Annotated in this window: 20 protein-coding genes; 13 read left to right on the top strand and 7 right to left on the bottom strand. The window is 62.8% G+C overall.

Features of this window, described 5'->3' with window-relative positions; translation table 11 throughout:
• Window positions 1-107 precede the first annotated feature (107 nt).
• The 6 genes from ACT5M9_RS12275 (at window position 108) to ACT5M9_RS12250 (ending at window position 5860) form a co-directional block, all read left to right on the top strand.
• On the top strand, window positions 108-1229 hold the full coding sequence (locus tag ACT5M9_RS12275; RefSeq protein WP_457983000.1) for a branched-chain amino acid ABC transporter substrate-binding protein: 1122 nt from the start codon (window positions 108-110) through the stop codon (window positions 1227-1229).
• A 66-nt stretch (window positions 1230-1295) separates the two neighbouring features.
• Window positions 1296-2222 (top strand): high-affinity branched-chain amino acid ABC transporter permease LivH, encoded by a 927-nt coding sequence (gene livH / locus ACT5M9_RS12270; protein WP_438548197.1) that lies wholly within the window; start codon window positions 1296-1298, stop codon window positions 2220-2222.
• The gene (locus ACT5M9_RS12265; protein WP_438548225.1) at window positions 2222-3490 is read left to right on the top strand and encodes a high-affinity branched-chain amino acid ABC transporter permease LivM; all 1269 of its coding nucleotides are present in this window, start codon (window positions 2222-2224) and stop codon (window positions 3488-3490) included. The genes livH and ACT5M9_RS12265 overlap by 1 nt, the downstream gene beginning before the upstream one ends.
• On the top strand, window positions 3487-4260 hold the full coding sequence (livG, locus tag ACT5M9_RS12260; RefSeq protein WP_457983002.1) for a high-affinity branched-chain amino acid ABC transporter ATP-binding protein LivG: 774 nt from the start codon (window positions 3487-3489) through the stop codon (window positions 4258-4260). Before ACT5M9_RS12265 ends, livG begins: the two co-directional genes overlap by 4 nt.
• A 13-nt stretch (window positions 4261-4273) precedes the next feature.
• Complete coding sequence (locus ACT5M9_RS12255; RefSeq protein ID WP_457983003.1) at window positions 4274-4975, top strand: ABC transporter ATP-binding protein; 702 nt, start codon at window positions 4274-4276, stop codon at window positions 4973-4975.
• A gap of 33 nt (window positions 4976-5008) precedes the next feature.
• Window positions 5009-5860, top strand: coding sequence for an AraC family transcriptional regulator (locus ACT5M9_RS12250; protein WP_457983005.1), 852 nt, complete (start codon window positions 5009-5011; stop codon window positions 5858-5860).
• Here the strand turns inward: ACT5M9_RS12250 and ACT5M9_RS12245 are convergent.
• The gene (locus ACT5M9_RS12245; protein WP_457983007.1) at window positions 5826-6422 is read right to left on the bottom strand and encodes a LysE family translocator; all 597 of its coding nucleotides are present in this window, start codon (window positions 6420-6422) and stop codon (window positions 5826-5828) included. The genes ACT5M9_RS12250 and ACT5M9_RS12245 overlap by 35 nt on opposite strands.
• A gap of 152 nt (window positions 6423-6574) precedes the next feature.
• Between ACT5M9_RS12245 and glpE the strand changes: the two genes are divergently transcribed.
• Window positions 6575-6898, top strand: a complete 324-nt coding sequence (gene glpE / locus ACT5M9_RS12240) for a thiosulfate sulfurtransferase GlpE (protein WP_005330007.1) — start codon at window positions 6575-6577, stop codon at window positions 6896-6898.
• Window positions 6899-6927: 29 nt separating this feature from the next.
• Window positions 6928-7761 (top strand): rhomboid family intramembrane serine protease GlpG, encoded by an 834-nt coding sequence (gene glpG, locus ACT5M9_RS12235; RefSeq protein WP_438548226.1) that lies wholly within the window; start codon window positions 6928-6930, stop codon window positions 7759-7761.
• Between the two features lie 83 nt (window positions 7762-7844).
• On the opposite strand, the gene ACT5M9_RS12230 is transcribed toward glpG, so the two are convergent.
• Complete coding sequence (locus ACT5M9_RS12230) at window positions 7845-10295, bottom strand: VolA/Pla-1 family phospholipase (RefSeq protein WP_457983008.1); 2451 nt, start codon at window positions 10293-10295, stop codon at window positions 7845-7847.
• Between the two features lie 302 nt (window positions 10296-10597).
• Between ACT5M9_RS12230 and ubiK the strand changes: the two genes are divergently transcribed.
• Window positions 10598-10855 carry a ubiquinone biosynthesis accessory factor UbiK gene (gene ubiK / locus ACT5M9_RS12225; RefSeq protein ID WP_368198397.1) on the top strand — a complete coding sequence of 86 codons (258 nt, stop codon included), beginning with the start codon at window positions 10598-10600 and terminating at the stop codon, window positions 10853-10855.
• A 188-nt stretch (window positions 10856-11043) separates the two neighbouring features.
• On the opposite strand, the gene fre is transcribed toward ubiK, so the two are convergent.
• From fre to trxA, 5 genes are all read right to left on the bottom strand, one after another.
• The gene (gene fre, locus ACT5M9_RS12220) at window positions 11044-11742 is read right to left on the bottom strand and encodes an NAD(P)H-flavin reductase (RefSeq protein ID WP_438548203.1); all 699 of its coding nucleotides are present in this window, start codon (window positions 11740-11742) and stop codon (window positions 11044-11046) included.
• Window positions 11743-11959: 217 nt separating this feature from the next.
• Window positions 11960-13429, bottom strand: a complete 1470-nt coding sequence (gene ubiD / locus ACT5M9_RS12215) for a 4-hydroxy-3-polyprenylbenzoate decarboxylase (protein ID WP_457983009.1) — start codon at window positions 13427-13429, stop codon at window positions 11960-11962.
• A 30-nt stretch (window positions 13430-13459) separates the two neighbouring features.
• On the bottom strand, window positions 13460-14461 hold the full coding sequence (locus ACT5M9_RS12210) for a hypothetical protein (RefSeq protein ID WP_457983010.1): 1002 nt from the start codon (window positions 14459-14461) through the stop codon (window positions 13460-13462).
• A 122-nt stretch (window positions 14462-14583) separates the two neighbouring features.
• On the bottom strand, window positions 14584-15849 hold the full coding sequence (gene rho / locus ACT5M9_RS12205; protein ID WP_042079206.1) for a transcription termination factor Rho: 1266 nt from the start codon (window positions 15847-15849) through the stop codon (window positions 14584-14586).
• A gap of 204 nt (window positions 15850-16053) precedes the next feature.
• Window positions 16054-16380 carry a thioredoxin TrxA gene (trxA, locus tag ACT5M9_RS12200; RefSeq protein ID WP_025328829.1) on the bottom strand — a complete coding sequence of 109 codons (327 nt, stop codon included), beginning with the start codon at window positions 16378-16380 and terminating at the stop codon, window positions 16054-16056.
• Between the two features lie 113 nt (window positions 16381-16493).
• On the opposite strand from trxA, the gene rhlB reads away from it, so the two are divergent.
• The 4 genes from rhlB (at window position 16494) to ACT5M9_RS12180 (ending at window position 20749) form a co-directional block, all read left to right on the top strand.
• Window positions 16494-17780, top strand: a complete 1287-nt coding sequence (gene rhlB / locus ACT5M9_RS12195) for an ATP-dependent RNA helicase RhlB (protein WP_438548206.1) — start codon at window positions 16494-16496, stop codon at window positions 17778-17780.
• Window positions 17781-17794: 14 nt separating this feature from the next.
• Window positions 17795-19285 (top strand): guanosine-5'-triphosphate,3'-diphosphate diphosphatase, encoded by a 1491-nt coding sequence (gene gppA / locus ACT5M9_RS12190; RefSeq protein WP_457983012.1) that lies wholly within the window; start codon window positions 17795-17797, stop codon window positions 19283-19285.
• 201 nt (window positions 19286-19486) lie between these two features.
• Complete coding sequence (locus ACT5M9_RS12185; protein ID WP_457983013.1) at window positions 19487-20476, top strand: DUF4382 domain-containing protein; 990 nt, start codon at window positions 19487-19489, stop codon at window positions 20474-20476.
• 30 nt (window positions 20477-20506) lie between these two features.
• The gene (locus ACT5M9_RS12180) at window positions 20507-20749 is read left to right on the top strand and encodes a Rho-binding antiterminator (RefSeq protein ID WP_457983014.1); all 243 of its coding nucleotides are present in this window, start codon (window positions 20507-20509) and stop codon (window positions 20747-20749) included.
• The last annotated feature ends 40 nt before the right edge of the window (window positions 20750-20789 follow it).

Here is a 20789-nt window from a genome sequence, read left to right as displayed (position 1 = left end):
TTGCCTGGCGAGGAATGATAGAACCTTATCTATTACCGGGCCGGCGGGATACAGGCTCGGGATGATGCCCATAAAACGAAACAATTCACTGATTAAGGGACGAATCAATGCATAACTTCAGCAAAATGGCAGTCAGAGCAGCGGTTTCTTTGGCTCTGTTTGGATCGGTTTCCATGGCAAACGCCGCCGATACCATCAAGATCGGCATCGCCGGCCCCCTGACCGGCCCGGTCGCCCAGTACGGTGACATGCAGTTCACCGGCGGCAAGATGGCGGTCGAGCAGATCAACAAGGCGGGCGGCATCAAGGGCAAGCAGATCGAAGCCGTCATCTATGACGACGCCTGCGATCCCAAGCAGGCCGTGGCCATCGCCAACAAGGTGATCAACGACGGCGTCAAGTTTGTGGTCGGCCATCTCTGCTCCGACAACACCCTGCCCGCCTCCGACATCTATGAAGATGAAGGCGTGCTGATGATCACCCCGGCCTCCACCAACCCCAAGATCACCGAGCGCGGCTACCAGCTGACCATGCGTACCATAGGTCTGGACAGCGACCAGGGCCCGACCGCCGCCAAGTACATCATCGAGCAGGTCAAACCCCAGCGCGTGGCCGTCATCCACGACAAGAAGCAGTACGGTGAAGGCATCGCCTCCAGCGTGAAGGCCGCCCTGGACAAGGCCGGCGTCAAGGTCGTTGCCTATGAGGGCATCACAGCGGGTGACAAGGACTTCTCCGCCCTGATCGCCAAGCTGCAGAAAGAGAACGTGGACTTCGTCTACTACGGCGGCTACCACCCGGAGCTGGGTCTGATCCTGCGCCAGGCTGGCGAGAAGGGTCTGAAGGCCAAGTTCATGGGTCCGGAAGGCGTGGGTAACAAGGACATCTCCGCCATCGGCGGCCCGGCTTCCGAAGGCCTGCTGGTGACCCTGCCGAACAAGTACGACCTGGTGCCTGCCAACGCCCCCGTCGTCGCAGCGTTCAAGGCCAAGGGTCAGGACTCTTCCGGCCCGTTCGTCTGGACCACCTATGCCGCGATACAGACCCTGGCTGCCGGTATCGCCAAGGCGGGTGAAGACGATCCCGCTGCCGTGGCTGCCGCCATCAAGGCCGCACCGATCGACACCGTCATGGGCCCCCTGAGCTGGGCACCGAACGGTGATCTGAAAGGCTTCGAGTTCGGCGTCTTCCAGTGGCACGCCGACGGCACCTCCACCCAACTCAAATAATCTGCCGGTCGGGGGTGACAAGCGTCACCCCCTCCTTTCTTTGCGGGCAAGTACAGGGAACGCAGTATGTCCGAACACCTTCTTTATCTGGTTCAGCAGTTGCTGAACGGATTGACCATAGGCAGCACCTATGCGTTGATCGCCATCGGCTACACCATGGTCTATGGCATCATCGGCATGATCAACTTCGCCCACGGCGAGGTTTACATGATCGGCTCCTATGTTGCCTTCATGGTGATGGCCGGGCTCATGATGATGGGCATCGACAGCACCTTCTTGCTGCTGGGAGGCGCCTTCCTGGTCAGTATCATCATCACCGGCAGCTATGGCTGGACCATAGAGCGGGTCGCCTATCGCCCGTTGCGGGGCGGCAACCGCCTCATCCCCCTCATCTCCGCCATCGGCATGTCGATATTCCTGCAGAACATGATGCGGATGGCCCAGGGCTCGCGTGACATCGCCATGCCCAACCTGATCTCCGGGGGCTGGTCCCTCGGCGCCGAGGATGGCTTCCAGGCCAGCCTCTCCTACATGCAGCTCATCATCTTCGTGGTGACCTTCGTCACCATGCTGGCGTTGACCCAGTTCATCAGCCGCTCCCGCATGGGCCGCGCCTGCCGCGCCTGCTCGGAAGACATCAAGATGGCCAACCTGCTGGGGATAGACACCCACGTGGTCATCTCCATCACCTTCGTGCTGGGGGCCACCCTGGCCGCCGTGGCCGGGGTGCTGCTCGGCATGTATTACGGCGTGATCAACCCCTACCTCGGCTTTATGGCCGGACTGAAGGCCTTTACCGCGGCCGTGCTGGGCGGCATCGGCAGCATCCCGGGCGCCGTCATCGGTGGCCTGCTGCTCGGGGTGGTAGAAGCGCTCACCGCCGGCTACCTCAGCACCGAATACAAGGATGTGATGGCCTTCGCCCTGCTCATCTTCGTGCTGCTCTTCCTGCCGACAGGCATCCTGGGTCGCCCGGAAGTGGAGAAGGTATGATGAAACGCCAATTTATCCACGCCTGCATCGCCAGCCTGATGCTGCTGGTGCTCTCCTTCTGGCTGCTCGGCTTCAAGCTCGAGAGCGATGGCTCCCGCCTGCTGGTGGTGAGCCGCCTCGATGTCTCCCTGGCCTGGCTGCTGGGGGGCGCCACCATCGTCTTCTGGTTCCAGATGCTGCGCGGCCAGATATCCAGGCTGTTCCAGGCCTCCATCAGCGGCTTCTCCGTCGGCTTCACCAAGCTGGTGCTGCCGAGCCCCGAAGAGGCACCCAAGCTCTATAACCTCACCGCCGTGCTGGTGCTGCTGTTCGCGGTGAGCTGGCCCTTCATGGCGTCGCGCGGTGCCATCGATCTGGCCACCCTGGCGCTGATCTACATCATGCTGGGCCTCGGCCTGAACGTGGTGGTGGGTCTCGCCGGCCTGCTGGACCTCGGCTACGTCGGTTTCTACGCGGTCGGTGCCTACAGCTACGCCCTGCTCAATACCTACTTCGGCCTGAGCTTCTGGGAGTGTCTGCCCATCGCCGGCCTGATGGCGGCTACCTTCGGCTTCCTGCTGGGCTTCCCGGTACTCAGGCTGCGAGGGGATTATCTCGCCATCGTCACCCTGGGTTTTGGGGAGATCATCCGCATCCTGCTCAACAACATGACCAGCCTGACCGGCGGCCCGAACGGCATCTCCGGCATCCCCAAGCCGACGCTCGGTGGTCTTGAATTCAACCGCACCGTCAAGGACGGGGGCTTTGAGACCTTCCACGAGTTCTTCGGCATCGCCTACAACGCCAACCACAAGGTGATCTTCCTCTACCTGATGGCGCTGGTACTGGTGATCGCCACCCTGTTCGTCATCAACCGCCTGCTGCGCATGCCGCTCGGCCGCGCCTGGGAGGCGCTGCGGGAAGACGAGATCGCCTGCAAGTCCCTCGGCCTCAACCCCACCATCATCAAGCTGACCGCCTTCACCATAGGCGCCTGCTTCGCGGGGTTTGCCGGCAGCTTCTTCGCCTCGCGCCAGGGCTTCATCAGCCCGGAGTCCTTCGTCTTCATCGAGTCGGCCATCGTGCTTGCCATCGTCGTGCTGGGCGGCATGGGCTCCCAGATCGGCGTGGTGCTGGCGGCCATCGTGATGACTGTGCTGCCGGAGCTGGCCCGTGAGTTCAACGAGTACCGCATGCTGATGTTCGGCCTGCTGATGGTGTTCATGATGATCTGGCGACCCCAGGGTCTGCTGCCCATGAGCCGCCCCCATCTGGAGATCCGCAAATGAACGATCATCAGAAGTTGTTGGAAGTCTCTGATCTCTCCATGCGTTTCGGTGGCCTGCTGGCGGTCAACGGCGTCAAGCTGGACGTGGACAAGGGGGAGGTGATCTCCATCATAGGTCCCAACGGCGCGGGCAAGACCACCATCTTCAACTGCCTGACCGGTTTCTACCGGCCGAGTGGCGGCGTCATCCGCTACCGGGGTGAGGAGATCCAGGGCCTGCCCGGCCATCTCATCGCCCGCAAGGGCATAGTGCGCACCTTCCAGCACGTTCGGCTGTTCAAGGAGATGACGGCGGTGGAGAACCTGCTGGTGGCCCAGCATCGCCACCTCAATACCAGCTTCATCGCCGGCCTGTTCAAGACCCCCTCCTTCCGCCGCGCCGAGAAAGAGGGGCTGGAGCAGTCCGCCTTCTGGCTAGAGAAGGTGGGTCTCAAGGAGCTCGCTAACCGCTCCGCCGGCAACCTGGCCTATGGTCAGCAGCGCCGACTCGAGATCGCCCGCTGCATGGCCACCCGGCCCGAGCTGCTGATGCTGGACGAACCGGCCGCCGGCCTCAACCCCAAGGAGACCGACGAGCTCAACGAGCTCATCTCCAACCTGCGGGATGAATTCGGGGTATCTGTGCTGCTCATCGAGCACGATATGAAGCTGGTGATGGAGATCTCCAACCGCATCTTCGTGGTCAACCAGGGCACGCCCCTGGCCCATGGCAAACCGGACGAGATCCGCAGCAACCCGGACGTGATCAAGGCCTATCTGGGCGAATCCTAGGACAGGAGTCAGGATGTTAGAACTTCGCAACGTATCGACCCATTACGGCAAGATCCAGGCGCTGCACGACGTCAGCGTCGAAGTCAAAGAGGGCGAGATAGTCACCCTGATCGGCGCCAACGGCGCCGGCAAGACCACCTTGCTGATGACACTCTGCGGCGAACCCAAGCCCAGCAGTGGCAGCATCTGGTTCGAGGGGGAACAGATAGACTCCCTCACCACCGCCAGCATCATGCGCAAGGATATCGCCGTGGTGCCGGAGGGGCGCCGCATCTTCGCCCGCCTGACGGTGGAGGAGAACCTGCTGATGGGGGCCTTCTTCGTCGACAAGCAGGAACAGAATGGGCTGCTGGATCAGGTCTTTACCATGTTTCCGCGGCTGCATGAGCGACTGGAACAGCGGGCCGGCACCATGTCGGGAGGCGAGCAGCAGATGCTGGCCATCGGCCGCGCCCTGATGAGCAAGCCGCGTCTGCTGCTGCTGGACGAGCCATCACTGGGGCTGGCCCCCATCATCATCCAGCAGATCTTCGACATCATTCTGAAGCTGCGGGATCAGGGGATGACCATCTTCCTGGTGGAGCAGAATGCGAACCAGGCCCTGCGGCTCGCCGATCGCGGTTATGTGCTGGAGAACGGCCGCGTGGTGTTGCAAGACACGGGGGCCGCCCTCCTGGCGAACCCGGCCGTGCGTCAGGCCTACCTCGGTGGCTGACAACCCGCGGCGGCTCAGGGTCGCCGACCCCGGATGAGCCGCTCCCCTTCAGGGCCGGATCGCCACCACTTCTGGTGCGATCCGGCCCTGCCATTCATCGAGACCCGGGCGGTGCAGGATGGCCGTCAGGTCTGCTACGACAAGCACAGCCATCCCCACTTCTCCATCGGCGCCATCACCGGCGGCCACAGCCACTACCTCAACCAGCGCAGCAGGCAGGAAGTCGGCACCGGCCACCTGGTGCTGATGAACCCGGAGGAGGTCCACGCCTGCAATCCCATCGCGGATCACCCCTGGTCCTATCTGATGTTCTACCTCGACACCCGCTGGCTGCACGGCCTGCAACAGGAGGCCGGGTTGGGAGCCGAGTTTCGCCCATTCGACATGACCGCCAGCCGGGATCCCCTGCTGTACCTGGGGTTGCGACAGCTGCATCGCCACCTGGTGGAGGGATTGGACCCGCTGGCCAAGGAGGTGGCCTGCCAGATGTTTGGCCACCGGCTGCTGGCCAGGCTGACTCCGGCCCGCTGGGATGACAGGCCGCCGCTGCACCTGCAACGGGCCGCCGAGCTGATGCAGGACGAGAGCGCCAGCCCCCTCAGCCTGCAGCAGCTGAGCGTGGTCGCCGGCCTCAGCCCCTCCCACTTCGTGCGCGCCTTCAACCACCATTACGGCATGACGCCCCACGCCTACCTGCTGGACAGACGCGTGCGCCACGCCCGCCTCCTGCTCAGGCAGGGACAGCCCCTGGCCGAGGTGGCGCTGGCGAGCGGCTTCGCCGATCAGGCCCACTTCCAGCGCCAGTTCAAACGGCGGGTCGCCGCCACCCCGGGTCAATACAGGTTGCAGTTCAACCATCCGCCGACAGCAGATAGCCGGCACTGAGCAGCAGCAACAGGGCCATGATGCGGTTGAACCAACGCAGCCGACTGGGTCTCAGCAACGCCTGCTGCAGGCAGCTGCCCGCATAGGCCCAGCAGGCGATGGAGCCCAGGCAGATCAACAGATACAGCGCCGTGAACACCATCACCTGACCCACTCCCCCCGCACTGCCATAGGCCCCCATCCCCATGCTGGCCGCCAGCCAGGCCTTGGGGTTGAGCCACTGCATCAGGGCGCCGCACCAGAAGGCCGGCCGCTTGCCGGGCCCACCTTCCAGCTCTCCCCCGTCCCTCAGCAGCTGCCAGGCCATGTACCCCAGGAAGAGGATGCCGCCCCAGCGCAGGGCACCGGCCATCATGGGCCACTGGGACAAGAGAGCGCCAAGCCCTAGTCCCATCAACAGCAGCAGCAGGATGAAGCCCAGGGTGGCCCCCACCACGTGGCGCAGGCTGGCACGAAAGCCATGCCGGGCCCCGGCGCCGAGGGCGACCAGATTGACCGGACCGGGGGAGATGGACATGGCCAGGGCAAAGCCACACATCGACAGTAACAGACTCGCTTCCATGGATATCACTCATACAAGGGATGGAGTCTCAGCCTAACCACCCGCAGTAGTGCGATATTGAAGGAAATTGCGATCCCCTCGGGGAGACGGCTTAGCGCCGGCCACGGCTTGGGGTAAACTGACCCTCAATCATCTATTTGCAGGACATCTCAATGGACCAGTTTGCCCATATCAGCGCCCAGGATGCCCACCAGAAGCTGGAGGCCGGTGAGGCCCGTCTCGTGGACATTCGCGATCCCCAGTCATTCGAGACGGCCCATGCGGTCGGCGCCTTCCACCTCACCAATGGCACCCTGGTCCGCTTCATGAATGAAGTGGACTTCGATACCCCGGTGATCGTGATGTGCTATCACGGCAACAGCAGCCAGGGGGCGGCCCAGTATCTGCTGCAACAGGGCTATGACGCCGTCTACAGCCTGGATGGCGGTTTTGAGGCCTGGCGCAGGGAGTTCCCGATCCAGGCGGGTGACGCATGACAGAAGCCGGCAACTCCTCCCCGGCCGGCATGATCCAGCTGCTGGTGCTGGACAACGCTCGCATGGCCCAGGCGCTGGTGGACTATCTGGCCACCCTCGGCATCTCGTGCGAGCTGACCCAGTCCGAGCTCGGCGTCTCGGTCTGGCTGGCGGACGAGCAGCGCTTCGCCCAGGCCCAGCTGGAGGTGAAGCGCTTCCTGAGCGAGCCGAACCACCCCCGCTACATGGAGGCCTCCTGGCAGTCCGGCCGGGCCGATGCCCGCATCGACTACAGCAAGGGGATGACGGATCCGGTCACCGATTTCCTGCATCAGGCGGGCCCCCTGACCCTGGTGGTCATCATCGCCTGCCTGGCCGTCTATGCCCTCAACGCCATCGGTCTGCCCATCTTCGATGAGCTGGCGTTCCACCCCACCCTGGCCCAGTTCACCGACTGGCAGGCCTGGCGCTACGTCACTCCCGCCTTCATCCACTTCTCTGTGCTGCACCTGGTGTTCAACCTGCTGTGGTGGTGGTATCTGGGGGGACAGATCGAGCAGCGGCTCGGTAGCGGCAAGCTGTTCATCCTGCTGATCGTCGGGGCCGCATTGCCCAACGTGGCGGAGTTCTTCGCGAGCGGCCCGCTGTTTGGCGGCCTCTCCGGGGTCGTCTATGCCCTGCTCGGCTACTGCTGGCTGCGTGCCAAGCTGCAACCCGGCTGCGGCCTCAGCCTGCCACCGGCACTGATGGGCTTCATGTTGTTCTGGATGGCGCTCGGCTTCTTCGACCTGCTCGGTACCCCCACCGCCAACATGGCCCACCTCACCGGCCTGCTGGTGGGCCTGTTGCAGGGCTGGCTCGACAGGCACCACAGGCCTGCCTGACGCTCTGACATCACGCTGCGCCAGAGTAAAAAGCCCCAAATAAAAACGCCGCCCCCGAGGGCGGCGTTTTTTGATGGCATCACTTACTGCTTGAGCAGGGTCCCGTCTGTCACCACGACAGCCGCACCGCCGCTCGCGAAGAAGCTGCCGAACTGGGTCTGCATCTCGGTGGTCACATCGCCGGCCGGGTCGAAGTTCTCATCCGGTGCCAGCAGCGAGCTGTGACCACCGGCCACGAAGCGGGCCGCATTGTGGTTGGCCGCCCCGGTGGCGGTCAGGGGCTGCAGCCCCATCACTCTGAACAGCGGCTCGGTGCCCGCCAGCGGCGCGGACGGGACGCTGTTCGGGATCACCTGATCCGGCAGGCTCAGGGCACCATCCCCCACGATCTCGGTGGCAAACAGCGGGAAGTCCGCCTTGATGCCACGAGCCAGGTTGATCGGATCAGCCGCATCCAGCACCGACTGGGCCGCGAACACATAGCTCTGCAGGGTGCTGGCGGTGCTCGCCTGGGTGGCGCTATCCAGGCTGGGCAGGAACTCGTTGACGAAGCAGTTTGCCACCGCCGTCTTGCAGTTCGGCGCATAGGCGGTGAAGGCCGCCTTCAGCTCGGCACTGCCACCGGTCAGCACGCCCATCTTGGTGGTCGGGCCGAAGGTGGGCGAGTTCAGCAACAGAGGCGCTATGCCGCCACCCGGCATGGCCAGGCCGCCGGAGGTGAACTGGAACAAGGGATCGATAGCAGGATTCAAAGGCTGGTTTGCTACCGCCAGCAGGTTGGCACCGGAGATGGCCCCCAGGGAGTGGCCCAGGAAGTGCACCTTGAGACCGGCACCACCCAAACGGGTAGCCTGACCATTGGCCACGAACCCCTTGGCATTGGCCACCCCCACCGCCAGACGCAGGCCCAGCAGATCCGCCACGCTCTGTCTCAGGTTGTCCCGCGCCACCGTCAGGTAGCTCAGGTTCAGGTAGGGGGTCGGATTCTCTGAGGTGGTCACGGTCGCCATGCTGCCGCTCAGGGCGAAGCCACGCTCCCCGTGCAGCGGGTGATCGATCACCACCACGGCGACGTTCTTGCCTGCCTTGGCACCGGCACCGATTTGGCCCAGGGCCAGGGCGTAGGCGTTCTCCTTCACCGAGGTGACGCCGTGCTGATAGATGATCACATCGGTGATGGCGGTCAGCGGGGCCGCGGCGAAGATGCGCATCGGCACGGGCTGCACCTCCTCCAGCGCCGGCAACGGGTTGAAGCGGCCGATGTTCATCTCGGGATCCAGCGCCTTGCCACCGGAGGTGAGGGTCACCCCGATCAGCTTGCTCGCCTCAGCCAGCAGCTCGGCCTGACGAGTCGGGTCGGCGATCAGGGCTCCCAGCAGGGCCGGATCCACCCCAGCCCCCACCAGACCACCGATCACCTCACTATCGCCAGCCTTTAGAGCGTTGGCGATGGCGTACAGGCTAGGGATGGCACCGTGCCAGGATTGGGTCTTGGCCTGGTCCCAGGTACCGGCCCTGGCGCCGACAGTGGCCGGCGAGGAGAGGAAGTAGGGCAGCTTGACCGCACCGGTATAGACAGTCGTGCCCAAGGCCAGATTATGGAGAGGCGTGCCTGTGCCAAAGGCGGTGGAAATCGCATCTTTCTGCTCCTGGGGCAAGAAGGGCTCGGCGGCCAGCTGGGTCAGGAAGGCGGCATTGGCCGTCACCCCCAGGGTGTAGGTACCCGGCAGGCTGGTATGGCCGAGGGCATCCTGTTTCCACAGGACGGCGGCATCCAGGGTCGGACTGGCCTTCAGCACTGAGGCTGCCGCCCCCTTCACCGCCACCAGTACATCGGCGCCGGACTGGGTGCCGAACCAGTCGGAGAAGATGACGTGGTCGCTGGTGATGCCGGTCGCGGCCTTGAACAGCCCTTCCTGCAGGGTGATCAGACCGTTGATGGTCTGCTCCTGGGCATTGCTGCCCGGGTTGCTCCTGTAGTTGCTGTAATCGGTACCGACCCGGACGGCATTGCCGTTGCTGTCCTTGAGGGAATCGGTCGCCACTATCATGTAGTAGGAAGAGGGATTGAGCGGCTTGAGGGGCACCAGGTTCAGCTTGCCGGTCGACTCGGCCACCACGAAATCCACCCCGTAGGTCAGCTGCTTCTTCACGCCGCTCGGGCGCAGGGTCGTGCTGTCAAATTCCAGCTCCAGCAGATAGAGCGGGGCCACGGAGGCCGCGAACTCGGCCGCCGTCGGTGCCTTGACTGTGATGCCCGAGGCGGTGACCGGCACTATCTGGATGGCCTGGGTCGTGGACCAGCCATCCAGGGTGGAGAGGGCGGAGACAGGGTTGGAGAGATCCGCCGTCTCGGTGGAGAACTTCAGGGTGCCGTCGGAGGCACGGGCGGCCAGGGCACTGGGTCGGACTGCATTGGAGCCGCTCAGCAGGTAGTCAAGATAGCTGGAGGTATCGCCTTTGTTATCGTCACTGCCACCACAACCGCTCAGCAGCGCACTGAGGACAGCTGCGTAAATTAGCTTTTTCTTCATATCCTTATCTCTTTTTATGTTGTTATCCATGATGAGCCTGACGGGGTAGGGTTCAAACCCGACCGAACCATATTAACAGCATGGCAACAATTGATAAGCCTCTGGTCGGTCATCTGATCTGATTTTTTTGTGTACAACATCAAGGAATTGGAATTGTCACCCCGGTGGCGGAGGGTAACAGCATCCGGCTCGACACCAGACCCGACCAGAGCCAGGTTTGCCCGGAGGTGCAAAAAGCCGCTCCGATCTCGGCAAAGGGGGGGATTTGTCGGTAGAATGGCCCATCGCTTAAGGAGAACCCCATGATCGACCCGAAGAAACTGGAAGAGATCGCCAAACAGGTACACAACGCCCTGCCCCCCGGCATTCGCAGCATGGGTGAAGAGGTGGAGAAGAAGACTCGTCAGGTGCTGCAGGCCCAGCTGAACAAGCTGGATCTGGTGAGCCGCGAGGAGTTCGACGTGCAGACCAAGGTGCTGCTGCGCACCCGGGAGAAGCTGACTGCCCTCGAGGCCAAGCTGGCCCAGCTGGAGCAGCAGCTCGCCGCCAAGGGCGAATAACCGGTCAGGGCAGCTTGCCCACCGGCGGATAAAACAAACCCCAGCCAGGCTGGGGTTTGTTGTTTCTGATGCCCGGCATGGGGTGGGCCGATACGAGCAGGCAAACCAGGTTGCTCACTCCCTCATCCCCAACCCTTCTCCCGCCAGGGGAGAAGGGAGCAGATCGGCGTTCCCCGGGTAGACGGTGATCAGATAAATTCGTAGGCGTCGCCAAAGATGCGCTCGGGCTCGGCACCCAGCACCTTGAACTCCTCCCGGGCGGCACCCGCCATCTCGAAGCGACCCGCCACATAGATGTCGTAGTCGTGCAGGCTGACGAAGTCATCCATGATGGCCTTGTGCACCAGCCCGGTCCGACCGGTCCAGTCCGCCTCGGGCTCCTGCACCACGGGCACGAAGGTGAGCGGGGCATAGTCCAGCGCCCACTGCTGCATCTGCGCCTGCTCGTACAGCCAGTGGGCCTGACGCACGCCCCAGTAGAGGAAGACCGGACGCTTGCTGTCGGTCGCCATCAGATACTCCAGGATGGAGCGGGCATAGGAGAAGCCGGTACCGCCTGCCATCAGGATCAGGGGGCGCGGGGATTCGTCCCTCAGGAAGGCCTTGCCCGCCGCCAGTTCGATCTCGATCTCACCCTGCTCGCGCATGCGGGCCAGCACCTGGCCGGCGTAGGCGTTTTCAGGGGTGGCACCGATCTGCAGCTCCAGCACGCCGGATCGGGTCGGCGAGTTGGCGATGGAGAAGGGACGCTTGTCCGAATCGCTCATCACCACCAGCAGATACTGGCCGGGCTTGAAGCTGATGGCCTGCTGCGGCGCCAGGGCCACATGCCAGATGGTGTCGACATATTCGCGCAGTTCCTCTACGCGGCACTTGATACGTTGCATTCTTGTCCTTTTGACGGGCCAGCCCGGCCCGTTTCACTCATTAATTCACTGTGTTCTGGCGACCAGCGGGTGGTCAGGTCAGTCGAGCATACCCAATTCGGGCCGGCAATACCGCTCTTTGTGCACCGACTGACCGGAAACTGGCCCCATTACATCACTCAACCCGACCCCAAGTCGGGCTTTATACCTCGAACGGTCGCGCCGTCTGGCTCAACGGCTAGTCCAGGATCTTCAGCTCATCCCAGATGGCGTCGATCTTCTGCTTCACCGCCTCATCCTGGACTATGGGTTGGCCCCACTCTCGGTTCGTCTCCCCCGGCCACTTATTGGTGGCATCCAGCCCCATCTTGGAGCCGAGCCCGGAGACCGGCGAGGCGAAGTCCAGGTAGTCGATGGGCGTGTGCTCGATCAGGGTGGTGTCCCGCGCCGGATCCATCCGGGTGGTGATGGCCCAGATCACGTCCTTCCAGTCCCGGGCGTCGATGTCGTCGTCGCAGACGATCACGAACTTGGTGTACATGAACTGGCGCAGGAAAGACCAGACCCCCAGCATCACCCGCTTGGCGTGGCCTGGGTAGCGCTTCTTGATGGTCACCACCGCCATCCGGTAGGAGCAGCCCTCCGGCGGCAGGTAGAAGTCCACGATCTCGGGGAACTGCTTCTGCAGCAGGGGCACGAACACCTCGTTCAGCGCCACCCCGAGCACCGCCGGTTCATCGGGCGGACGGCCGGTATAGGTGCTGTGGTAGATGGCATCGCGGCGCATGGTCATGTGGGTGATGGTGAACACCGGGAACTCGTCCACCTCGTTATAGTAACCTGTGTGATCCCCATAAGGGCCTTCCGGCGCCATCTCGCCGGGTTCCAGATAGCCTTCCAGCACGATCTCGGCGCTGGCGGGCACCTCCAGTTCACAGCTCAGGGCCTTCACCACCTCGGTGCGGCTGCCCCGCAGCAGGCCGGCGAAGGCGTACTCGGAGAGAGTGTCCGGCACCGGCGTCACGGCGCCGAGTATGGTCGCAGGATCGGCGCCGAGCGCCACCACCACCGGGAAGCGCTCACCGGGGTGCGCCTCCTGCCACTCGCGAAAATCGATGGCGCCGCCACGGTGATCCAGCCAGCGCATGATCAGCTTGTTCTTGCCGATCTTCTGCTGACGGTAGATGCCGAGGTTCTGGCGCTTCTTGTAGGGGCCGCGGGTGATGGTCAGACCCCAGGTCACCAGGGGCGCCACGTCGCCGGGCCAGCAGTGCTGGATCGGGATCTGGTCGAGATCCACCGCATCCCCCTCCAGCACCACCTGTTGGCAGGGGGCAGACGAGAGCCGCTTGGTGGGCATGTTCAGCACCTGCTTGAAGATCGGCAGCTTCTCCATCAGCTCCTTGAGGCCACGGGGGGGCTCGGGCTCCTTCAGGTAGGAGAGCCAGGTGCCCACCTGGCGCAGGGCGCCGACGTTGGGCTGCCCCATGCCCATGGCGACGCGATCCGGGGTGCCGAACAGGTTGGTCAGCACCGGCATACCGTAACCCTTGGGATTTTCGAACAGCAGGGCCGGGCCACCGGCACGCAGGGTGCGGTCGCTGATCTCGGTCATCTCCAGATAGGGGTCTATCTCGCGGCTGATTCGCTTGAGCTGTCCGTTTTGTTCCAGCTGCGCGATGAAATCACGCAAGTCCTTGTATTTCATGCGGGTACCCATGATGCAGGTGAGGGGGCATTATAACCCCGGCCGGGCATCCGGTGCACCCGTATCGGGTCGCAGGACGGACGTGGTGTGACGCCGCTCCTGGTGGGTGAGCCTGTCCGCCAGCTGGGCCAGCAGCCTGGGTTCGTCCAGTTGCAGCAGCAGGCCGGCCACCAGCCCGCTGTATTGCTGCTTGCCGAGCTCCGCCAGCAGATATTGGCGGGCCTCGTCCGGCAGGGGCGAGAGCCGGCTGAGCTGATGCAGGGCGGGGATCATCAGCCGCTGGTTGCGGCTGGCGGCGATCAGCATATTGCTCGCCTCCTGACCACGATAGAAGCGGGGGATGCTGTGCAAGGCCGCCAGGCTGTCGTGATCCACTGGCTGACGCCACAGTTTCTGGTACAGATCCGGGTTGCCGGTGTGTTCGATGAGATGCAGCAGCAGCTGGTTGTCCGGCAGGAAAAGGGTCAGGGCGGCCAGCCTCCTGGCCTCCCGCCGCTGGACGACGGCAGGCTGGTTGTCGAGCACCGTCAGCAGCGCCTGTTGCTGCTGGGCCAGCTCGGGGTTGCGGCTGTAGTAGAGCTGTTTGAAGTCGAAGCTGTCCTGCGCCAGCAGCTGGCGGTAGTTGTCCTGCCAGGCGAGCTGCTGCCAGCGGCTCAGCACCAGCCGGGCCTCGGCCGGGAAGTCATAGGCCGGCACCTGCACCAGGAAGCCGTCCACCTCCCCTTCAACCAGCCATTGGGGCGCCTTGGCGGCCTGCTCCCGCACCCAGGCATGCAGCGCCGGACTCGGCGCGACCTGCCGTTTGAGGCCGCTCAGCAGTTGAAATTGCAGGTATTCACGCTGACCCACCGCCAGGGTCTCCAGCAGGGTGTCGATGGCGGCAAACTGCCCCAGCGCCAGCCGGCCGTTCAGATAGTCGAGGTGCCCCTGCAGCCCCTCGTCCGCCACCAGGGGTGCCTGCCGCGGCGGCACGTCGGCCTGCACGGGAGCGGCCATCAGCCACCCAATCCATAGCAAGAAAATCAGCTTCATGACGTCTCTATCCTTGTGACATCCGGCCCTGTGGCATCCTGGCCCCATAGTACTAAGGGCACCGGCAAATAGATAAACAAAAACCGCGACCTGGGCCGCGGTTTCGTCATTCTGCTACACCATCACTTCTGCTGACGCTTCATGGAGTCGAAGAACTCGTCGTTGGTCTTGGTGGCAGACAACTTGTCGATGAGGAACTCGATGCTGTCGATCTCACCCATGGGGTGGATGATCTTGCGCAGGATCCACATCTTCTGCAGCTCGTCCGGCGCGGTCAGCAGCTCTTCCTTGCGGGTGCCGGAACGGGTGATGTCGATGGCCGGGTAGGTGCGCTTCTCGGCGATCTTGCGGGAGAGGTGCAGCTCCATGTTGCCGGTACCCTTGAACTCTTCGTAGATGACTTCATCCATCTTGGAGCCGGTGTCGATCAGCGCGGTGGCGATGATGGTCAGGCTGCCGCCTTCCTCGACGTTGCGGGCCGCGCCGAAGAAGCGCTTGGGTCTGTGCAGGGCGTTCGCATCCACACCACCGGTCAGTACCTTGCCGGATGAGGGGATGACGGTGTTGTAGGCGCGGGCCAGACGGGTGATGGAGTCCAGCAGGATGACCACATCCTTCTTGTGCTCGACCAGGCGCTTGGCCTTCTCGATCACCATCTCGGCGACCTGGACGTGACGGGAGGCCGGCTCGTCGAAGGTGGAGGCGATGACTTCACCCTTGACCATCCGCTGCATCTCGGTCACTTCTTCCGGACGCTCATCGATCAGCAGCACGATCAGCTCACAATCCGGGTGGTTGTAGGCGATGCTCTGGGCGATGTTCTGCAGCAGCATGGTCTTACCGGCCTTGGGCGGTGCGACGATGAGGCCGCGCTGGCCCTTGCCGATGGGGGATGCCAGATCCAGCACACGGGCGGTGATGTCTTCGGTGGAACCGTTGCCCCGCTCCATGCGCAGGCGCTCGTTGGCGTGCAGCGGAGTCAGGTTTTCAAACAGGATCTTGTTGCGGGAGTTTTCCGGACGATCGTAGTTGACGTCGTTGACCTTGAGCAGGGCGAAGTAGCGTTCGCCCTCTTTCGGCGGCCGGATCTTACCGGAGATGGTGTCACCGGTGCGCAGGTTGAAGCGGCGGATCTGGCTCGGGGAGACGTAGATATCGTCCGGGCCGGCCAGGTAGGAGCCGTCTGCGCTACGCAGGAAGCCGAAGCCATCGGTCAGGATTTCCAGCACACCGTCGCCGAAGATGTCCTCACCGCCCTTGGCGTGCGCCTTGAGGATGGCAAAGATGATGTCTTTCTTGTGCGCCCGAGCCAGATTTTCCAACCCCATGGATTCGCCAAGCTGTACCAGCTCGGACACAGGAGTGTTCTTAAGTTCAGTCAGATTCATAGTGGTGAAAGTCTGTAAGCAAGGATTGAAATGAGGAGACAGTCTGCTGGATTGATGCTGATCGGATTTGACTTGCCAGGCTTGTGAAGCAAAGAGTCAGGCAAAAAGGTTAGCAAACGAGCGATAAACTAGCACCAATCGGGATGAGCGTCTAGGTGATAAAACACAAGGAGCGCATTATTGCAATGCGCTCCTTCTTGATTATTACAGGTTGCCGTCCAGGAACTCTTTCAGCTGAGTCTTGGACAGGGCGCCGACCTTGGTCGCTGCCACTTCGCCATTCTTGAACAGCAGCAGGGTCGGGATACCGCGAATGCCATACTTGGGCGGCGTGTCGGCGTTATGATCGATATTCAATTTCGCCACGGTCACGCGACCGGCATATTCTTGGGCGACTTCGTTCAGGATGGGGGCAATCATCTTGCACGGACCGCACCATTCAGCCCAGAAATCTACCAGAACGGGGCTGTCGGCTTTGATTACATCGGCCTCGAAGCTGGCATCGCTCAGCTGAACAATCTTGTCACTCATCTCCAACTCCAGTCAGTAATTAAGGCTTTATTGACGGATCAACAAAGGCAATAGTTGCCCTATTTGAAATGATCCTGTTTATTATTGCAAGCCTAACCTGATAACCTACCGCCATGAGCAAAACACATCTAACGACCGAAAAATTCGCCCAAATGGGCCTCGAACCCGAAGTTCTGGCTGGTCTGGAATCAAAGGGATTTCACTATTGCACCCCCATCCAGGCACTGTCTCTACCGCTGCTGGTAGAAGGCCATGACCTCGCCGGCCAGGCCCAGACGGGAACCGGCAAAACCCTCGCCTTCCTGGCTGCGACCTTCAACTATCTGTTGACCCATCCGCTGACCAAGCCGCGCCTCATCAACCAGCCACGCGCCATCATCATGGCCCCGACCCGTGAGCTGGCGGTGCAGATCCACAACGATGCCGAGAGCATGGCGGCCTCGACCGGCCTGAAGCTCGGCCTCGCCTACGGTGGTGAAGGCTATGACAAGCAGCTGGCCGTGCTGGAGCAGGGTGTCGACATCCTGATCGGCACCACGGGCCGCATCATCGACTACTTCAAGTCCAAGGTCATCGATCTCGGCAACATCCAGGTCGTCGTCTTGGACGAAGCGGATCGCATGTTCGATCTCGGCTTCATCAAGGACATCCGCTTCCTGTTCCGCCGCATGCCCCCCGCTACCGAGCGTCTGAGCATGCTGTTCTCCGCCACCCTCTCCCTGCGGGTGCAGGAGCTGGCCTACGAGCACATGAACCACCCGGAACACGTGCAGGTCGAGCCGGAGCAGATGACGGGCGTGCGCATCAAGGAGGAGCTGTTCTACCCCTCCAACGAAGACAAGATGCTGCTGTTGCTCTCCCTGATGGAAGAAGAGTGGCCGGAGAAGGCCATCGTCTTCGCGAACACCAAGCATGTGTGTGAAGACGTCCACGCCTGGCTGGAGAATGACGGCCACCGCGTCGGCCTGCTGACCGGCGACGTGCCCCAGAAGAAGCGGATGAAGATCCTGGAAGAGTTCACCAAGGGTCAGCTGGACATCCTGGTCGCCACCGACGTGGCAGCCCGTGGTCTGCACATCCCTGACGTGACCCACGTCTTCAACTACGACCTGCCCGACGACGCCGAGGACTATGTACACCGTATCGGTCGTACCGGTCGCGCCGGCAAGAGCGGTCACTCCATCAGCCTGGCCTGTGAAGACTATGCCTTCAACCTGCCGGCCATCGAAGAGTACATCCACCACCCCATCCCGGTCAGCAAGTACGACCGCGAGGCGCTGCTGGATGACGTGACCGCCCCGAAACGGGTGTTCCGCAACCGTCAGCCGGTGAACCGCAACATGCGGGATCGCCAGGGTGGCAACAGCAACAACCGCCGCCGTCCGCCCCGCAAGAGTTAACAGGACAGGCCCAGTTGCACAACTCGCCGCTCTATGCCGCCATCGACCTCGGCTCCAACAGCTTTCACATGCTGGTGGTGCGCGAGGTCGCCGGTGCCCTGCGCACCGTCACCAAGGTCAAGCGCAAGGTTCGCCTCGCCGCCGGTCTCGACTCGGAATTTCGCCTCAGCCGCGCCGCCATGGAGCGGGGCTGGGACTGTCTGCGCCTGTTCTCCGAGCAGTTGCAGGACATCCCGTCCGACAACATCCGGGTGGTGGGGACCGCGACCCTGCGCCTCGCCACCAACGTCGACGAGTTCCTGAGGGAAGCGGAGCGGGTACTCAACCACAGCATCGAGATCATCTCGGGCGAGGAAGAGGCCAAGACCATCTACGAGGGGGTCTCCTGGACCTCCGCCGGGGAAGGCAACCGGCTGGTGATCGACATCGGCGGCGCCAGCACAGAGCTGGTGATCGGCGAACACAGCGAGGCCAAGCTGCTCAACAGCCTGCACATGGGCTGTGTCACCTGGCTCAACAACCACTTCGGTGACGGCGAGCTCTCCGAGACCCGCTTCAACCAGGCCATCGCCAGCGCCAAATCGGTGCTGGAAAACGTGGCCGACGATTACAAGACCCTCGGCTGGCGCACCTGCGTCGGCGCCTCCGGTACCGTCCAGGCGCTGCAGGAGATCATGCTGGCCCAGGGCAAGAGCGAGCGGGTCACCCTGCCGAAGCTGCAGGAGCTGATGGGCCAGGCCATCGCCTGCGGCAAGCTGGATCAGCTGCAGCTGGAAGGGCTGGCGGCCGAACGGCTGACCGTGTTCCCCTCCGGCCTAGCCATCCTGATCGCCATCTTCGAGACCCTCGGCATCGAGAGCATGACGCTCGCCGGTGGCGCATTGCGGGAGGGGCTGATCTACGGCCTGCTCGGCAACAACCACGACTGTGACGCCAGAGACAGAACCGCCGACAGCCTGATCAGCCGTTACCAGCTCGACAAGGAGCATGCCGAGCGGGTACGCGACACCGCCATCGAGGCGTTCAGCCAGTTGCAGCCCGCCTGGCGCCTCTCCAAGCGCTACGGTCGCCCCATCCTGCGCTACGCCGCCCTGCTGCACGAGATCGGCCTCTGCATCGAGTACAAGAAGGCCCCGCAACACGCGGCCTACATCATAGACAACATCGACATGCCGGGCTTCACCCCGGCCCAGAAGAAGTTGTTGTCGGCCCTGCTGCTCAACCAGCGGGACGACTTCAAGCTGGAACAGCTGGAGAAGCAGGGGGCCGTCACCGGCCGCCAGGCGATCCGGCTGGCCCGCATCCTGCGCATCTCCCTCATCCTCTGCATGCGCCGCACCCAGGGAACCGTACCGCGATTCACCCTCGAGGCCAACGAGGATGCCCTGACCCTGACCCTGCCCAAGGGCTGGCTGGACGAACACTACCTGCGGGCCAGCGAGCTGCGCCTGGAAGTGGAGCGCCAGCAGAAGATGGGCTGGGCCACCCGCCTGCTGGAAGCCTGAGCGGGCACTCTGCCCGCCCAGCCTCTCTTTTCACCCGTTCCGACAATCCCTTTCGCAGCCATGCTTGGTGCCATTCAAGCCTTTATCATTGATTTTATTGTAATTTACACTCTAGCTCCGGACCCTATGGCCTGCCTGCCATCTAGCCTGTATCTACAACTCGGCTAGAGTTGGATCATCTCTCCAACAGGAACGGAAACCATGAAACATTTGCCCCTGATCGGCCTGGCCGCCCTGCTGACCGCCTGTGGTGGCGGTGGCGACGACAACAATGACAACCCGCAGAATGCCCAGATGTCGCTGGCCTTCTCCGACGCCCCCGTCGACGCGGTCAACAAGGTCTGCATCGCCGTCTCCAACATCAGCATCCACCCCGTCTCCGGCACCGAGCAGTCCTGGACCACCGCCAGCTTCCTGACCACGACCCAGGACGATGGTTGCACGCCGGCAGGGCAGATCATCCCCGTCGACAGCGCGGGACACCCGTTGTTCACCTATATCGATCTGCTGCAATACCCGGGCTCCAGCAGCCGTCCCCTGCTGGCCAGCCAGAGCGTGGTGCCCGGTGAATACAGCCAGATGCGGCTGCGGATCCTGGATGGTCGGGACGTCGGCAATCAGTTCCTGGATGGCACCCCCTACTCCTACGTCAGGCAGGATGATGGGGTGATCAAGCCGCTGGAGGTGCCCAGCAACGAGCTCAAGCTGGATGCCTTCACCATAGCCGCCAACGGCCTCAGCGCCTTCACTACCGAGTTCGATCTGCGCCACTCCATGGTGCTGCCCGGCCACGAGCAGTACTACAAGCTCAAACCAAGGGGGGTGCGCCTGGTGAACAACACCGAGGTCGCTACCGTCAAGGGCACGGTCGCCGCCAACCTCTGCGGCGGTCAGCTGACCGACAAGGCCTTCGTCTACTTCTATGACGCGTTGCGGCCTGTGGGCGACGACGCCTATCCCGACATGGCGGATCTCGACAATGGCTTCTACGCCAGCGCCCCCGTCCTGCCCCTGGCAGCAGGAGGCTACGGTTATGAGCTGGGATTTGTTAATCTCGGCAACTATGACATGACGCTGGTGTGCAACGGTATCGAGGATGATCCGGAACTGGCTGGGGATCCGCTGCAACAGGAGCGGGTGCTGAAGGCACAGTCCGTCGTGGCCCCCACCACCAGCATCAACTTCCAGTAACGACCAAGAGACTCGGGGACAGGAAACGCCATGACGGATTACCAACCCATCAGCTGTGACCTCTACGACTGGCTCGAGATCGCCGCCAGCTGGCAGCTACCGGTGACGCTCACCGATCGGAGTGGTCGGCAATGGGGGGACAGGGTACAGACCATAGTGGCGAAAGAAGGGGTTGAATACCTGCTGCTGGAGAGCGGGAAGCGGCTCAGCCTGGCGGAGCTGGCGACCCTGGCCCTGGTCTGGCAGGGGGAAGAGAAGCTTATCCACTTCTGACCGATGCCTACGAGTGATGAAAGAGGGCCCGCATTGCGGG

This window comes from Aeromonas sp. AE23HZ002T15 (genome assembly GCF_054165525.2).
Note: the sequence above shows the minus strand (reverse complement) of the source record. Positions and strands in the feature narration are given on the sequence as shown.

Coding starts and splice junctions, on each gene's coding strand:
- ACT5M9_RS12245 (WP_457983007.1), bottom strand. CDS start 6,422: ATGGAAGCGAGTCTGTTACTGTCGATGTGTGGCTTTGCCCTGGCCATG.
- ACT5M9_RS12185 (WP_457983013.1), top strand. CDS start 19,487: ATGAAACATTTGCCCCTGATCGGCCTGGCCGCCCTGCTGACCGCCTGT.
- glpE (WP_005330007.1), top strand. CDS start 6,575: ATGGACCAGTTTGCCCATATCAGCGCCCAGGATGCCCACCAGAAGCTG.
- ACT5M9_RS12210 (WP_457983010.1), bottom strand. CDS start 14,461: ATGAAGCTGATTTTCTTGCTATGGATTGGGTGGCTGATGGCCGCTCCC.
- ACT5M9_RS12265 (WP_438548225.1), top strand. CDS start 2,222: ATGAAACGCCAATTTATCCACGCCTGCATCGCCAGCCTGATGCTGCTG.
- livH (WP_438548197.1), top strand. CDS start 1,296: ATGTCCGAACACCTTCTTTATCTGGTTCAGCAGTTGCTGAACGGATTG.
- fre (WP_438548203.1), bottom strand. CDS start 11,742: ATGCAACGTATCAAGTGCCGCGTAGAGGAACTGCGCGAATATGTCGAC.
- ACT5M9_RS12255 (WP_457983003.1), top strand. CDS start 4,274: ATGTTAGAACTTCGCAACGTATCGACCCATTACGGCAAGATCCAGGCG.
- glpG (WP_438548226.1), top strand. CDS start 6,928: ATGATCCAGCTGCTGGTGCTGGACAACGCTCGCATGGCCCAGGCGCTG.
- ACT5M9_RS12275 (WP_457983000.1), top strand. CDS start 108: ATGCATAACTTCAGCAAAATGGCAGTCAGAGCAGCGGTTTCTTTGGCT.
- rho (WP_042079206.1), bottom strand. CDS start 15,849: ATGAATCTGACTGAACTTAAGAACACTCCTGTGTCCGAGCTGGTACAG.
- ubiK (WP_368198397.1), top strand. CDS start 10,598: ATGATCGACCCGAAGAAACTGGAAGAGATCGCCAAACAGGTACACAAC.
- rhlB (WP_438548206.1), top strand. CDS start 16,494: ATGAGCAAAACACATCTAACGACCGAAAAATTCGCCCAAATGGGCCTC.
- ACT5M9_RS12230 (WP_457983008.1), bottom strand. CDS start 10,295: ATGAAGAAAAAGCTAATTTACGCAGCTGTCCTCAGTGCGCTGCTGAGC.
- ACT5M9_RS12180 (WP_457983014.1), top strand. CDS start 20,507: ATGACGGATTACCAACCCATCAGCTGTGACCTCTACGACTGGCTCGAG.
- trxA (WP_025328829.1), bottom strand. CDS start 16,380: ATGAGTGACAAGATTGTTCAGCTGAGCGATGCCAGCTTCGAGGCCGAT.
- ACT5M9_RS12250 (WP_457983005.1), top strand. CDS start 5,009: ATGAGCCGCTCCCCTTCAGGGCCGGATCGCCACCACTTCTGGTGCGAT.
- livG (WP_457983002.1), top strand. CDS start 3,487: ATGAACGATCATCAGAAGTTGTTGGAAGTCTCTGATCTCTCCATGCGT.
- ubiD (WP_457983009.1), bottom strand. CDS start 13,429: ATGAAATACAAGGACTTGCGTGATTTCATCGCGCAGCTGGAACAAAAC.